8 protein-coding genes are annotated in these 14,306 nt (G+C 59.6%); all 8 read right to left on the bottom strand.

The window, feature by feature from the left end; all coding sequences use genetic code 11:
- Window positions 1–49: 49 nt before the first annotated feature.
- On the bottom strand, window positions 50–1,669 hold the full coding sequence (locus G1C95_RS01250) for an MFS transporter (protein ID WP_169171121.1): 1,620 nt from the start codon (window positions 1,667–1,669) through the stop codon (window positions 50–52).
- A 188-nt stretch (window positions 1,670–1,857) separates the two neighbouring features.
- A complete protein-coding gene (locus G1C95_RS01245) occupies window positions 1,858–2,772 on the bottom strand; it encodes a substrate-binding domain-containing protein (protein ID WP_169171120.1) in 915 nt (304 codons plus the stop codon).
- A gap of 15 nt (window positions 2,773–2,787) precedes the next feature.
- Entirely contained in the window at window positions 2,788–3,924 is a 1,137-nt protein-coding gene (locus G1C95_RS01240; protein ID WP_169171119.1) for a LacI family DNA-binding transcriptional regulator, read from the bottom strand.
- A gap of 105 nt (window positions 3,925–4,029) precedes the next feature.
- Entirely contained in the window at window positions 4,030–5,616 is a 1,587-nt protein-coding gene (locus G1C95_RS01235; RefSeq protein ID WP_169171118.1) for a glycoside hydrolase family 28 protein, read from the bottom strand.
- Window positions 5,617–5,852: 236 nt separating this feature from the next.
- A complete protein-coding gene (gene uxaC, locus G1C95_RS01230) occupies window positions 5,853–7,256 on the bottom strand; it encodes a glucuronate isomerase (protein ID WP_335341385.1) in 1,404 nt (467 codons plus the stop codon).
- Window positions 7,257–7,462: 206 nt separating this feature from the next.
- Window positions 7,463–9,064 carry an MFS transporter gene (locus G1C95_RS01225; RefSeq protein WP_169171116.1) on the bottom strand — a complete coding sequence of 534 codons (1,602 nt, stop codon included), beginning with the start codon at window positions 9,062–9,064 and terminating at the stop codon, window positions 7,463–7,465.
- A gap of 11 nt (window positions 9,065–9,075) precedes the next feature.
- Entirely contained in the window at window positions 9,076–12,078 is a 3,003-nt protein-coding gene (locus G1C95_RS01220) for a glycoside hydrolase family 3 C-terminal domain-containing protein (protein WP_169171115.1), read from the bottom strand.
- A 161-nt stretch (window positions 12,079–12,239) separates the two neighbouring features.
- Window positions 12,240–14,225, bottom strand: a complete 1,986-nt coding sequence (locus G1C95_RS01215) for a glycoside hydrolase family 2 protein (RefSeq protein WP_169171114.1) — start codon at window positions 14,223–14,225, stop codon at window positions 12,240–12,242.
- Window positions 14,226–14,306 lie beyond the last annotated feature (81 nt).

Genomic DNA, 14,306 nt, shown 5'->3' with positions numbered 1-14,306 from the left:
GTGGAGGCGAAGTATCTCCACTCAGGATGATGGTGCTTGACAGTGCCGGTTACTTGCCGAAGTTCATCTTCAGGCGTTCGGGCATTTCGGCCTTGATGCGGGCCAACTCGTCGGGAGTGTGGTAGCCGATGGTGTTGTGGCCGAAGCAGATTTCATACTTCACACCGGTGAGCTCCTCGCAGATCTTCTTGACCTCAGGGTCCACGTCTTCCATGCGGCCGCCGTTCTTGATGCGTTCGCATTCGGCGATGGCGATCTCGTCGTTCTTCTTGTCCATCTTCATCAGGTGGGCGGAGAGCATACCAAGCAGGGACAGGCCACCCACGCCGACAATGAGCACGAGCAGGATGGTGGTGCGCACGGCAGCAGGCTGATCAGCGGCGGAGACCTGAGTATCGGCGGTGGATTCGATGAAGCCGGCAGCGGCCAAAGCAGTACCGAGGATGGCGACCACGGCGGAGTTCATCAGCTTGCCGCACAGGTGCATGGCAGCGGAGAAGGTGCCCTCGCGGCGGCGGCCGGTAACGATTTCGTCAGCGTCGGCCACGAACAGGTAGGTCTGCCACGGGATGTAGTAGACAGCACCGGTGCCCAGACCAAACACGACCACGATGGAGGTGATGGCCACCATGCCGGCGGCGGAAGCGGCGTCGAGGTGGAAGAAGCCGCAGGCGGCGTAGGCGACGGCGCAGGTGATAATCACGCATTCGGCGATCATGTAGGGCTTGCGGAAGCCAATCTTGGCGATGAGGAACATCACACCCAAGGTGGAGACGACCTGCAGGATGGGGCTGAGCGACTGCCACCAGGAAGCATTGGACTTCTGAAGCATCAGTACGTAGACCACGTAGTAGCTAAAGGTGGAGTTGAACAGCCATTCAGCGCCGAAGCCGAAGAGGTACATGCCCAGCAGGTGGCGGAAGGTGCGGATGCGCAGGGTGGAGAAGATATCGACGAACAGCTTCTTCAGGCCTTCGACGGGGTTCTCGATTTTCTCCATGGTGCTGGCGTCGACCGGGCGCTCCCAGGTGGTGAGGTAGACGAACAGCATGGCACCGGCCATGATGACGCCGAAGGCGAGGCCCATGTAGAAGAAGGCCATCGGGTTCTTCTCGCCGAAGGTCACGAAGAACACGCCGGGCAGGGCGGCGGTCAGGAAGTTGGCACCCTTGCCGAAGATGGAGCGCAGGCCCGACAAGTAGGTGCGTTCCTTGAAGTTGCCGGTCATTTCGGCGGGCAATGCATCGTAAGGAATCATCACCGTGGTGTAGACGAGGTTGTACGCCAGGTAGATCACGAAGTAGTACCAGAAGCCGCCGGGCACCACAATCCACATCAGCGGGTTCAAGATGCCGAGCACCGGAACCGCCATAAGGATGAAGAAGCGGCGGCGGCCGAACTTGCGACCGAGCTTGGTGTTGTTGAAGGCGTCGGAGATGAAGCCGGCGATCGGGTTCATGGCCACGTCCGCAATCAGGGCGAACGAGTAGATGAACGTGGCTTGGGCCATGGAAAGGCCGCAGTAGGTGGTGTAAAAGATGGTCAGCCACGAGGCCGAAATGGCAAGGGCACCGGATCCGACAAGGTTGCCGGAACCGTAGCCGAGGCGGGTGATGAATTTGACTTTGCGCTGGGGCGGTGTTGCCACGGCGGCTTTCGTTTCTTCCATGGTTGTCTCCTTGACTTCCTTGTGCAAGTGGCGCAACCCAGCGCCAACATGTGAATCAGTATAGAAGTCATGCAACAACGACACGCCGTTTTGTTGCCATTATTTAATCATTTTGTTGCACACTTGCGCATGCAACAACCGCAACAGCAATCACTGTTGCACCGACGGATCCATCGGCGCAATGATTCTTAGCGTGTGGTGCCGCGCAGGACGATGCGCGATTCGCGTTGGAAGCGCATGGCAGGGGCCGGTGTGCCGGTTTCGTGCATGCGGCGTGCTAGCAGATCCACGGCGGAGGCTGCGATCCAATCGAGATTGGAATCCACGGTGGTCAGCGGCGGACGGGTGTAGGCGGATTCATAGAAGTTGTCGAAGCCGATGACCTGCACATCTTTGGGCACAGCAAAACCGGCTTTGTCAAGTGCGAACAGTGCACCGATGGCCAACTGGTCGCTCAAGGCCACCACGCCATCAAAAGGTGCTCCCCCTTCAATCAGCTGGGTCATGACACGGTTGCCGTTGCCGATGGTCCATTCGTTGCCGGTTACACCGATCAGGCGTTCATTCAGGGTCATGTCATGGGCGGCGAGCGCCGCAAGCATACCGCCGACGCGTTCCCAGCCACGGGTTTCGCCGCGCACGGCATCAAGATTGTCGGGTGAGAACGCTTCCTGCGCGCCGAGCAGGGCGAGGCGGCTTGAGCCCTTGCCGATTAAGAGTTCGGTGGCGTTGCGTGCGTCGGATTCATTGTCGGCAAGCACCTGATCGCAGGAGTTGAGTTGTCTGCGAGGCCCCATGCATACGATGGGGAATGGTTGGGTGAGCGCCTCTTCGCTGACCGTTCCCTCCCCCACTAGATACAGCAGAAGACCATCGCACACACCGTGGCGGGTATCCATGTATTCTTCGGGGGTCAGCCCTAGCTCCTCGCCGTAGTTCACTACATCCACGCGGTAGCCGTGCAGGCGCGCTTTGGCGATCACGGTGGAGGCGAGCTGGGCGCGGTATGGGCGTGACAGGCTGGGCATGGCCAGTTCAATGACGCCTTCGCTTTCGGCGAGCGGATCGCCTCCGTTTGCGGCCAGTCGTTGGATGTGGTTCATTGCCTCTCCTTAACTTCAGGATTGGTTCGCAGCTGACGAGCCAGCTCCACGGATTGCATTTGTTGCCTTGCCCACGCTGCCGCGCAGCACCAGCGATGAAGTCACAGCGGCATAGGATGCCGCCTCACCGTTTTCTTGAGGCCGTTCGAGCCGGTGCAGCAGCAACCTGGCCAGGCCAGCGCCCAGTTCGTCGGCGGACATGCGCACGCTGGTCAGTGGCGGCATGCTGGTGCGCGCCGCCAGGTCGTCGTTGAATCCGATCACCGAACAGTCATCGGGGATCGTAAAACCCCGCTCTCGCAGTGCGGCCATGAATCCCAATGCCATTTGATCGTTGTAGGCGATAACCGCACCGGTGGGATCCTCTAGGTATTTGTCCACGTAGTCCCGTCCGCCCTCAAATGTGGGCTCTCCGGGCCATAGACGACGCAGTTCAAGCCCCTGCTCCTCACAGGAGGATTCCAGTTGCCGCCATCGTGCGGCGTCATCACCCAGCTGGCTGGGACCGGCCAGATAGGTGATACGCTCGTAGCCGCGCACAGCGAACAGGTTCACCGCTTGCCCTACTCCGCCGGAGAGATCCACGACGATATTGGATACGCCCTTGACGTTGCGATTCGCCAATACGAGCGGATGGTCTCCGGCTGCTTCGCGCAGTTCTGGGCCACCCATGCGTGGGGCAAGCATCATCACGCCATCGCATTGGCGCAGCAGGGTGTCAAGCGCCATACGCTCCCAGGCGAGCGAGTCGCGTGATTCTGAAACAACCAATGAGAAACCGTGGCCGAAGCATTCATGTTCGACGGCGTGTGTCACGGCCGCACAGTAGGGATCGGTCAGGTCGGTTACCACAATGCCTACCAGCCGGCGCAGGCTGGCGACGGGACGATCCTGAGCCGAATCGGCATCGGCGTTGGGCAATACGTAACCCATGCGTTCGGCGATCTCGTAGATGCGTCGTGTGGTGTCTGAGCTCAAACGCTCAGTGGAGTTGAAGGCGCGCGACACTGTGGATGGTGCCACACCCGCCGCTTTGGCGATGTCTCGAATCGTGACTTTCTTCAACCCCGTCGACCTCCTCGCAACCGTCTCAATATGGTTCGCACGATGTGACTGGCTGTTGCGCCGTTCCTTCAGCGCAACGCGGCCCATCGCGCATCTCCATCATACGGTTGCTACTCCCGAATCTTTCGCCCCTGTCCAATCGGTGCCATTCGACTGGTGCTGTTCGGCCAGCATTCAGGCAGCATCCGCCGGTCAGCGTTCGATAATGTCGATGTCGATGGCATTGAGCTCGTCGCCGTCCTGGCCTTCGATGGTTACGTTGTCGAGTACCAGCTTGTGCACATGTTGCGCGATGATGCCCCGACGGCTCATCTCCTCCACGCCACAGGCCATGGCCGGCACGCTCGGGCGGGCATCCGGCCGGAAGGTGATGTGCACATTGTGGAAGGCGAGACGGCCCACTTTGCTTTCCGGTAGACCGGTGATGTATGCGGCGGCGGCATGGCAGTTCTTGGCTTCGATATTGCGGAACGACAGCGAGGCCACGTTGGGCGTGCGATCGTCCACCGGCTTGGCCTCACGGCTTTGCACATAATCGGAGGTGCCGTCCGGGTCACAGAAGTAGAAGGAGTTGACTACGAACGGGGTGAGCACGTCGTCCATGATGATGTGGTCGAATTGGATGGCTCCGTACACGCTGTCTTTGCCGCGACCACGACGGGTTTTGATCCTCAGGCCTCGGTCGGTGCGCTCGAACAGGCAGTTGCGGGCAATCAACCCTTGGATGCCGCCGGCGGCCTCGGAACCGAGCACGATGGATCCGTGCCCGTCATGCATATGGCATTGTTCGATCACCAGGTTGCGGCAGGCGGGGCGCAGCTCACGTGGCATGTCGATTTTGCCGGACTTGACGGCGATGCAGTCATCCCCCACCGAGAAGTGGCAGCCCTTGATCAGCACATTGTTGCAGGACTCGGGGTTCAAGCCATCGGTGTTGGGCGATACCTTCGGGCTTTCGATGGTGAGGTTGAGGAACCGCAGATCGCGGCTCAACACCGGGTGAATATTCCAGCTGGGGCTGTTGCGCACGGTGATGCCGGCGAAATCCATCCGCTCGCAGTCGGACAGGAAAATCATGCGCGGGCGCGAGGCGATGCGGATGGTTTTCGGCTCATGCCACCAATTGTCCTCGTCCGCGTTGGCACCGCCATCAATGACGCCACGACCATAGACGGTGACGTCATGCACGTTCATGGCACTGATCACACCGCAGAACATCGGCATGCTCTCGCCTTCCCAGCGGCCCATCGGCAACAGATCGGTGCCTGCATATCCGGCACCGCTGCGCCCTTCGATATTACCCGGCAGATAGGCGAGATTGTCGCGGTCGTGGCGAGCATGCAGAGTTGCGCCCTCGGCCAGCTCCAACGCCATATCGCTGGTAAGGAACAGGTTCTTGATGCGATAGTCGCCGGCGGGAATCAGCACGCGCCCATCTTTCGGGCAGCTCATAATGGCCGCCTGGATGCTGATGGTGTCATCACGCTCACCGTCGCCGGCCGCACCGAAGTCCCGCACGTTCAGGGTGAAGCTTTCGGTTTCAGTGACGAATACGACATTGGCGGATTCAGTGATTCCATCATCGGTTTCGCGCTCGTAGCGCACACGATAGGTGGTGTCGGGCTCCAGGCCGTCGATATATGTTTCGACAAGGTCGGTAACACCCCACGGCTGTTCGTTGATGATGATGCGCCAAGGCGTGTCAGTGTGATAGATGTTGCCGTCCGCCACTTCGACGACGACGGCGCGTGCGCATTTCCAGGTGGCATTAAGTTGCATGATCGTAACCTTCCTTGGGGCTTTCGGGCATCGTTGCTCAGACCTTGCCAGACGATGTATTGCTAGTAGTTTAGCGTGCTTCGACACCTGATGCAACACAGTGTTGCCAGTATTTGTATATTCTGTTGCACTGCCGCCGTTGCACTGCCACACAACGCCAGTGGCCTGGCACGCTCGCATATGGAGCATGCCAGGCCACTGACGGATTGGAAGGAAAGGAGAGGCAAAGACTTGAATCAGGCGAACAGCGCCTTGGCGTTGTTGAAGGAGATATCCTCAACAATCGGGGCCAGATAGTCCACGTCGTTCGGGATTTCACCGCGGGAAGCCCACTCGCCGAGCTGCTCGCACAGAATGCGACGGAAGAACTCATGGCGTGTGTAGCTCAGGAACGAACGGGAATCGGTGGTCATACCCACGGCGTTGCCGAGCAGCGAGGTCTCAGCCTGCACTTCGAGCTGACGGCGGATGCCGGTGCGGGTATCGTTGAACCACCAAGCGTTGCCCAGGGAGAGCTTCTGGCGAATACCACCCTGGAAGGCACCCATCACCGTGGCGATGGCCATGTAATCGTTCGGGTTCAGGGAGTACACGAGCAGCTTGGGAATGTTGTCGCCCTGCGCGGCCTTATCGAGCAGCTTCATCAGCGCTTCGGTCACGGCATGATCAGCGATGGCGTCACCGCCCGTGTCGGCGCCGATGGAGGTGAACAGCTTGGTGTTGATGTTGCGCACGCAGTTGATATGCAGCTGCATGGTCCAGCCCTTGGCGGCATAGATGCGCATGAGGTTCAAGATGAAGGCGGTCTGATACTGGGCGACTTCCAGCGTGCTCAGTTCCTTGCCGGCACGGGCCTTGTCCACAATGGCGTTGAGCTCGGCTTCGGTGGCCTCGACATAGGTCAGATGGTCGGCACCCTGATCGGCCAGGCGACCGCCGCGCTCGTGGAAGTAGGCAACGCGCTCTTCAATGCCATCCATCAGCGAGGCGAAGGACGTAACCTTGTTGCCGGTGACTTCTTCAAGCTTCTCAACCCACGGTTCGAAGGAGGGCTGGTTGATGTTGTAGGCCTTGTCCGGGCGCATGGCCGGCAGCATCTTGAAGGTCTCGCCTTCCTTGGCGAACTGCTCGTGGAAGTGCAGATCGTCCACCGGATCGTCGGTGGTGCACACGGTATCCACGCGCATGCGACGCAGCAGGGCGCGACGGGAGTATTCGGGGCCCTTGAGCTTCTCGTTGCACTCCTCGTAGATGGCCTTGGCGCTCTTGCGGGTCAGAGTTTCGGTGATGCCGAAGTAGCGGCGCAGCTCCAGATGGGTCCACAGCTGCACAGGGCTGCCGACGGCCTTCTCCATGGTTTCGGCGTAGGCGTAGAACTTATCCCACGGATCGCCGTTGCCGGTGATGAGCTCCTCAGGCACGCCGTTGGCACGCTCCAGACGCCACTTGTAGTGGTCGCCGTAGTTGTTGCCGTCGGTAAGCCATGCGGCGACGATGTCCGGGAAGTTCGGATCCTCGCAGATCTCCTGCGGGTAGAGGTGGCAGTGGTAGTCAACCACCGGCATGCCTTCGGCATGGCCATGGAACAGTTCCTGGGCCAGATCGGTGGTCAGCAGGAAATCATCATCAAGGAAATTCACTGGGCACTCCTTCATGCGTCTTGATAGGTGATTCAAGACTAAGGTGCGACGCTTCGTTCGAGCTGTTTGTTGCCACTCGTTACATGCTATGAAACTCGCCGCAACATTCGCTTCCACACCCAAACCTCTCCCCTACGCACAGCCGCCCTTCCTATGGGGTACCACAGGAAGGGCGGCTGGTGTTGGAGACGGTCAGCGCCGATACCCTACCTCTTGTCAAGGTAGGATTCGGGCACCTGGTCGACACTGTGGTAGGTGGCGATGGCATCGTCCACGCTCATGCCGGAGGCGATGGCATCCTTGCGACAGGCGTTCACCGCTTGGATCTGCTTCATACGATCCCCTGTCAGGGTGTAGCCCTTCATGGCGGCGAGTGTGGCCACCCAGGCGAGCATCGGGATGATGCAGAACAGGATGATGGTCAGCACCTGCATGCCGTCCATATACGGGGTTGAGGAGTCGGGCAGGGTTTTCAGCCCAACGATTGCCACGGCGGCACCGACCACGGTGGTCGACAGCGACGACACCAGCTTGTCGGCGAAGGAGAACAGCGTGCCGATAACGCCGGGCACGTAGCTGCCGGTGCGGTAGGTTTCGTAGTCGGAGCAGTCGGCCACCATCGGAATCGACATGTCGGCGGTGGAATAGTAGGCGCCGTAGCCCACGCCGTATAGCAGGATGAAGGCGATGGTGTAGGCGTTGAGCGTCAGGTGGAATCCGCCTTCGGTGCTGAACAGCGACAGTCCGAAGGCCGGGTTGCCGGGGTTCCATAGGGCCAGCAGACCCGTGACGCCCACGTAGCACACCAGTGCCACCAAGGTGAAGGTCACCAGGGTTTTCTTCTGCCCGTATTTCTGGCTCATCATCAGTCCGCCGATGAAGAACGGGGCGGAGAAGACGTAACCCATCACATACATGGGCATGAAGAACTGGCTGTAGTCGCCCATCATCGAGGCATAGAGCAGGCAGCCGACGGCCGTGTTGGTGGCCACGGCGAAGGCGAACTTGGTGCCCGAGGCGGCGATGATCAGACGCTGCAGTTCCTTGTTGTCCCTCAGAATCGGCAGATAGTCCCTCAGCCGCATCTTGCCTTCGGATTCGGTGTTGCCAAGGCCGTAGAACTCGGGTCGGTCCTTGCCGGCGATGCCGATTACCGCGAGTACGGTCAGTGCCGCGGACAGGATGATGCACATCGGGATGAGCACGTTGAAGAATGCTTCGGTGCCGTATCCGTAGATGCCGCCGAACACGATGGCCACCACTTGGGTGACGCCCATGCCGATTAGCGAGGCGACGGTGTTGACCAGCGTGAAGGTGGGGCGCTGCTTGGGATCGTTGGTCAGGCAGGTCTGCCCGGAGCGCGTGCAGGAGGTCTGGATGGAGTATCCGACCATGAACAGCACATAGATCGCGGTGTAGGCGAGGTACCGGGCCCACATCATGGATTCGGGAATGGCGCGGGTTCCGAAGAACATGATGAGCGCCGAGACGACCATCGTCAGGTTGCCGATCACCATGAAAGGGCGGAATTTGCCGAAGCGCGTCGATGTGCGGTCGATGAGCATGCCCACCACCGGGTCGATGAATGCGTCGAAGGCTCGGGTGATGGTGACCATGGACGTGGCGAACGCGACGGCCAGGCCGAGTACACCGTTGGCGTGGTACATGGTGTAGTTCATCAACAGCACGAAGTAGACGTTGGTCGCACCGTTGTTGAAGGGGAAGAGGATGAGCTGATACAGTTTGGCCTGGTTCAGCGAGGAGTTCGGTTTCGGCGCAGTTGTTGCGCCGACTGTGGTTACGGTCATGAAACTGTCTCCTATTCGATGAAGTCGGCCTTGCGCGGCTTGGGGTTGGCACGGCGGAATCGCACGTTGCGGACGATTCCCAGTACGGTGCAAGCCACGAAGGCGACGGCAAGCACGCCGACTGCGATCTTGGTGGCGAGCAGATAGGGCGGATCGTGAGCGTCGACTGTGGATTCGGCGGTCATGCCGTTGACACCAAGCGAGTTGACGATGGCGTAGATCACACGGTGCGAGGCGTCGCGCATGGCGGTGACCACCACCGGGTCGTCGGTGTACTGCAGCAGGTGATCGTATTCGATTTCGGTCATCGAATCGAACAGATCCGCACCAGCCAGCACGCCGTCGGGACCGTCCATGTAGTGGTTGTCCATCGCCGAGTTGTCGGTGATGATCGCGCCCTTGACGCCCCACTCATCGCGCAGGATGCCTTGGATCATGCCTTCGTCACCGCCGTTCCAGTGGCAGCCGACACGGCTGTACGAGCTCATGACGCCGTTGCCGCCGGCTTCGGTGAACGCGTATTCGAAGGCGCGCAGATAGACTTCGCGGATGGCCTGCTCGTTGGACCAGGTGCAGATGCCCGAGCGATCCAGTTCCTGGTCGTTTAGGGCGAAATGCTTGACCATCACGCGAGCGCCCTTGGACTCGATGCCGGCGACTTCACGGGCCAAAAGCTTGCCGGACAGGAAGCCGTCTTCCGAGAAGTATTCGAAGTTGCGGCCCGAATAGCTGGTGCGGTGGATGTTGGCGCCGGGACCGTAGAGGAATGTCACGTGGGCGGCGATGCAGTCGTTGCCGATCACGCGGCCGACGTCCTCCATGAGTTCGGTGTTGTAGGTGGCGCCCATCACGTCCTCGGAGGGCAGGCCCATGGTTTTGACGTCGCTTTTCGCACCGAACAGCGTGGTGGTCAGGCCGGTGGGGCCGTTCTCATCGCGGGTGCCGGGCAGGTCGATGGATTCGATGGGCTGCGTGTAATGGAATGCGGAGCCCAGCAGATATGCCATATCCTTGGCCGTCAGCTGGTCGAGCAGATCATCCCACTTCGGGTCGTCGAAGTCCACGCCCTTGAGATCCATGGCTTTCAGACCGTTCTTCGCGCCGGTGGTCGGCATTTCGGATCCGGCGAACACGCCGTCGTAGTCGCCTTGTGCATACCGAGAGATGGCGAGTTCCTTGACCATGTCGTCGGTGGCGTCGAGCTTCACCGGCTCCGTGGGGAAGCTGCCTTGCCAGTCGGAACGGGTGAGGTAGTCGATCTTCTGGTCGCCGACGAAATCGGCGCGGTTGAGGTCGGCGTCATCGAACTGGTTTTCGATGGCGACGCCGGTGGCGTAGGACTTGGCATAGGTGGTGGTGTCGAGTTTGTCCTCGTTCCACTGGTAGGTCAGCGTGGTATCGCCTGCGGCGTCCATGCGTCCGTCCGTGTTGGCCGGCGTATGGTTCTTGGCGGCCAACACGTTGTTCACGGCGTCGTGCGCGTTGCGTCCGACGGTCAGGTAGTAGTCGCCGGCGTCCATGATGTAGGTGCCGGCACCGTCAGCGTCGTAGGAGGCGATATCACGCTTGTCAACGGTGACCGTCACCTTCTCGGATTTGCCCGGATCGATGATGCCGGTTTTGGCGAAGCCGACAAGCCCAACGGCGGGTTTTTCCACGCCGTGTTCACGGTCGTAGTCGGTGTATGGGCTTTGCGCATACACCTGCACGGTGTGCTTGCCCGCCACGTCGCCGGTGTTGGTCACGGTCAGGCTGACTTTGTACTGATCGTTGGCTTCGTCATAGACGGTTGCCATATCCGAATAGTCGAAGTTGGTGTAGCTCAGGCCGTATCCGAACGGGTAGGCCACGTCATCGGCGTAGTTCCAGTCGCCCGAGTTGCCTGATTCGGTCACCATATCCTCGTAGCGGGTTTCGTAGTAGCGGTAGCCCACATAGATACCCTCTTGGTAGACCACATAGTTGCCGTTGTATTTGGTCAGCCCGGCCTGCTCGTAGTTGCCGTACTGCCAGGAGCCGAAGTTGACCATGGCTGGCGATGAGGTGTTGTCGTTGAGGAAGGTGTCGGCCAAGCGACCGGAGGGGTTCACTTCGCCGGCGATAATATCGGCCACGGCCTGCACGCCTTGGCCGCCCACGCCGCCGATCCACAGCACGGAGTCGACCGCGTCTCCAGCAAGGAAATCAAGTTGGATGCCGTTCGAGGAGTTGAGCAGCACAATGATCTTATCGATTTCACCGTTCTGCTTCATTTCGGTGAGCTTGTCGAGCAATGCGCGCTCGTTATCATCCAATCCCAGATAGCCAGCGGACTGTGCGTCGTCGGTGTCGCTTGGCAGGTCGGCACCTTCGCCGCCCACACGGGAGACAACCATAATGGCCGCGTCACGGTAGTCGGCCACGGAATTCCATTCTGTATCACTGTAGGCGCTCATCGGCACTTCGTTGGCCGAATAGGTGGAGTTCTCGTCGGCGATCATGCCGGCGGCGATGCGCTGGTACTTGCTGCCTTCACCCTCGGCATAGAACTTCCACATCGTGTCGTTGACGTTGAATCCGGCATCCTCCATGGCCGTTTTGAGGGTTTTGACCTCGGAGGTGTCGAGCCCGGCCGAGCCGGTGCCGCCATAGACCAGGTTGGTTGATGCTTGCGAGAACAACGTCACGTTGGCACCCTTGGCAAGCGGCAGCGCATCATTGTTGTTGCGCAGCAGCGTGGCACCCTCTTCCTCAACGCTTTGGCTGAGTTTCTTGCCGTATTCCACACGTTCCTCGTCGGAGGCGAAATCGGAGGTGAAGTACTGCGCGGAGGCGTCGCCGTTTTTAATGGTGTATCGCTTCGAGCCGGTGATCAGATCGAAGGTCATCGGGAACCAGTTGAAGACGTACAACGCGATCAGCGCAACGACAAGCAGCGGCGCGAAGAGGAACGGCAGTCCCTTGAACGGTCGCACCGCCTTGCGCCTGGCTTTGTTCCAAGCCTTTTTCTGGGCTTTATATGCTGCGGATTTCATGGTGTTTCTCCTTTCCCTATGCGGATGCCGGCCTCATTGCCGTGGCATCCGTCACCATGACGGTAACAATCGTTGGCGCGCAACGTTGCGCGTTGACGTGCGGCCTGGTTGCGCGCCTCATTCGAATGATGCGGTGCGCAACCGGCCAGAATCAGGCCGATTCAGGCCCAGTTGTTCTTCTGCTTCTTTTTGCCGAGCTTGTAGGCCGGGTTTGGTCGGGCCACGCGAGTGATCGCGATGCGATCCGACAAATCGCCGGAGTGCGCTTCGACCACGGTCGTCTCGCCGGGAGCGCCGAGCGGCACATAGAAGCTGAACACCTTGTCTCCTTTCTTGGCGGCCACGGGTTTGCCGTCCACCAGCAGTTCGACCGTGGGCTGGTTGGAGTACACCTTGACCAAGGTGATTTTCTCGGCGCGCTGGTTGTATCGCGAACCGCACACATGCACGAACGGATCCTTGCTCCAGAAGGCCTTGTAGGCGTAGAAGGCGTCCTTGCGCGTCTTACGGTCGAAAGTGACCAGGCCCTTGTGGTTCATGCCGGGCTCGCCGCCCTGATCGCGCGCATCGGCGGCGAAATCGAACATATTCCACACGTGCGTGGCCCAGAAATACGGACGCGCAGCAAAGAATCGCAGCATGTATTCGTGGTAGATGCACTGGTATTCCTCGCTGTGATCCTCACGGCGGGGATGCGAACTGTGCAGGTTGGGCATGGCTTCGCACCCGTATTCGCTCATGCCGATCGCGCGCTTCGGGTGTACAAACCGCCAGAAGCCGAACCACAGTTTGTTGAGGAACAAGCCCGGCACATACCAGCCAAGATACAGATTCCACGCCACCACATCGGAAACGAACGCGGACTTGTTGAATGGTCCGCACATCGCATAGCAGGCCAGCGTGGTGGGTCGGCTGGGATCCAGTTTATGCACCAGATCGTTGAGCTCACGGTGGTTGTCCAACATATCGGCCTTGTTCTTGGTGGAAATGGTGATTTCGTTGGACAGACCCCACATGCAGATCGAGGGATGGTTGATGTTCTGCGTGATCAGCTCCGTCATCTGGCTGATGGTGTTCTCGCGGCCGGCCGGCATATGCTCGGAGATATAAGGGATTTCGGCCCAGACCACCATGCCGGCTTCGTCGCACAGATCATAGAAGGTTTGGCTGTGCTGATAGTGCGCCAAGCGGATGGTATTTGCGCCGAGTTCTCGGATAATCGCCATATCCTCGCGGTGCATATCATCGGTGAGGGCGTTGCCGACGCCCTTGCGATCCTGATGGCGTGAGACGCCGCGCAACGGATAGGGTCGACCGTTCAGGAAGAAGCCCTTGTCCGGGTCAATGGAGAAGCTGCGCACGCCGAATCGTCCATTCACCTCGTCGACCACGGTGCCGTCGGCGGTTTGAATCTGCAGGATGACGGTGTACAGGTATGGATCATTTACGCCATCCCACAGATGTGGGTGGTCAAGCACAGTCTGGCCAAAGAATGTGACGACGGAACGTGTGCCGTCGAGCTTGTAGATCTTGCAGTCGAACAGTGCGACCTGTGCACCGTCTGCGGCGTTAATCGCCGCCTTCACTGTGATGCCTTTGAACACGTGGTCGACCCCACAGCTCACCGATACTTCGGCGCTCTCGCCAGAGACATCCGTCGTGACGCTGAAACCGGGAGATCCGAAATGATCGAGATCGAAGTGACTGGCGTTGACGATCAGCAGCGAGACCGGCCGATAGATGCCACCGTAGAACGTGAAGTCGGCTTTCTGCGGATAGACATGGTCGTTGACGGAATTGTCGACATGCACCGTCAGGGTGTTGGTCTCCCCCGAGCCTTTGGCCAGTTGATCGGTCACGTCCACGCGGAAGGTGGAATAGCCACCATCGTGATGCGCGACAGTTTGCTCGTTGACTTCCACGTCGGCGGTGGCGTTGACGCCTTGAAATTCCAGATATACGCGCTGATCGTCGTCGAAGTGTGGGGTGACGAAGGTGCGCTGGTAGGTGCAGGTGCCTCGCCAATAGTCATTGCCGCCATCCTGGCCGTCCTCAGCGTTCCAAGTATGCGGCACATTTACGGTTATTGTGTCTCCTTGCGGTCCGGTGAATGCCCATCCGTCATTTAAATTGATTGTCGTGCGCATGCGTCTCCTCGTTTCTTCTCATCCGATCATCATTGACCGGGGCGTATGCCGCAGCACTGCAGGCCGGTTTATCCAGTCTAA

Source organism: Bifidobacterium oedipodis, assembly GCF_012932425.1.
GTDB lineage: Bacteria > Actinomycetota > Actinomycetes > Actinomycetales > Bifidobacteriaceae > Bifidobacterium > Bifidobacterium oedipodis.
Note: the sequence above shows the minus strand (reverse complement) of the source record. Positions and strands in the feature narration are given on the sequence as shown.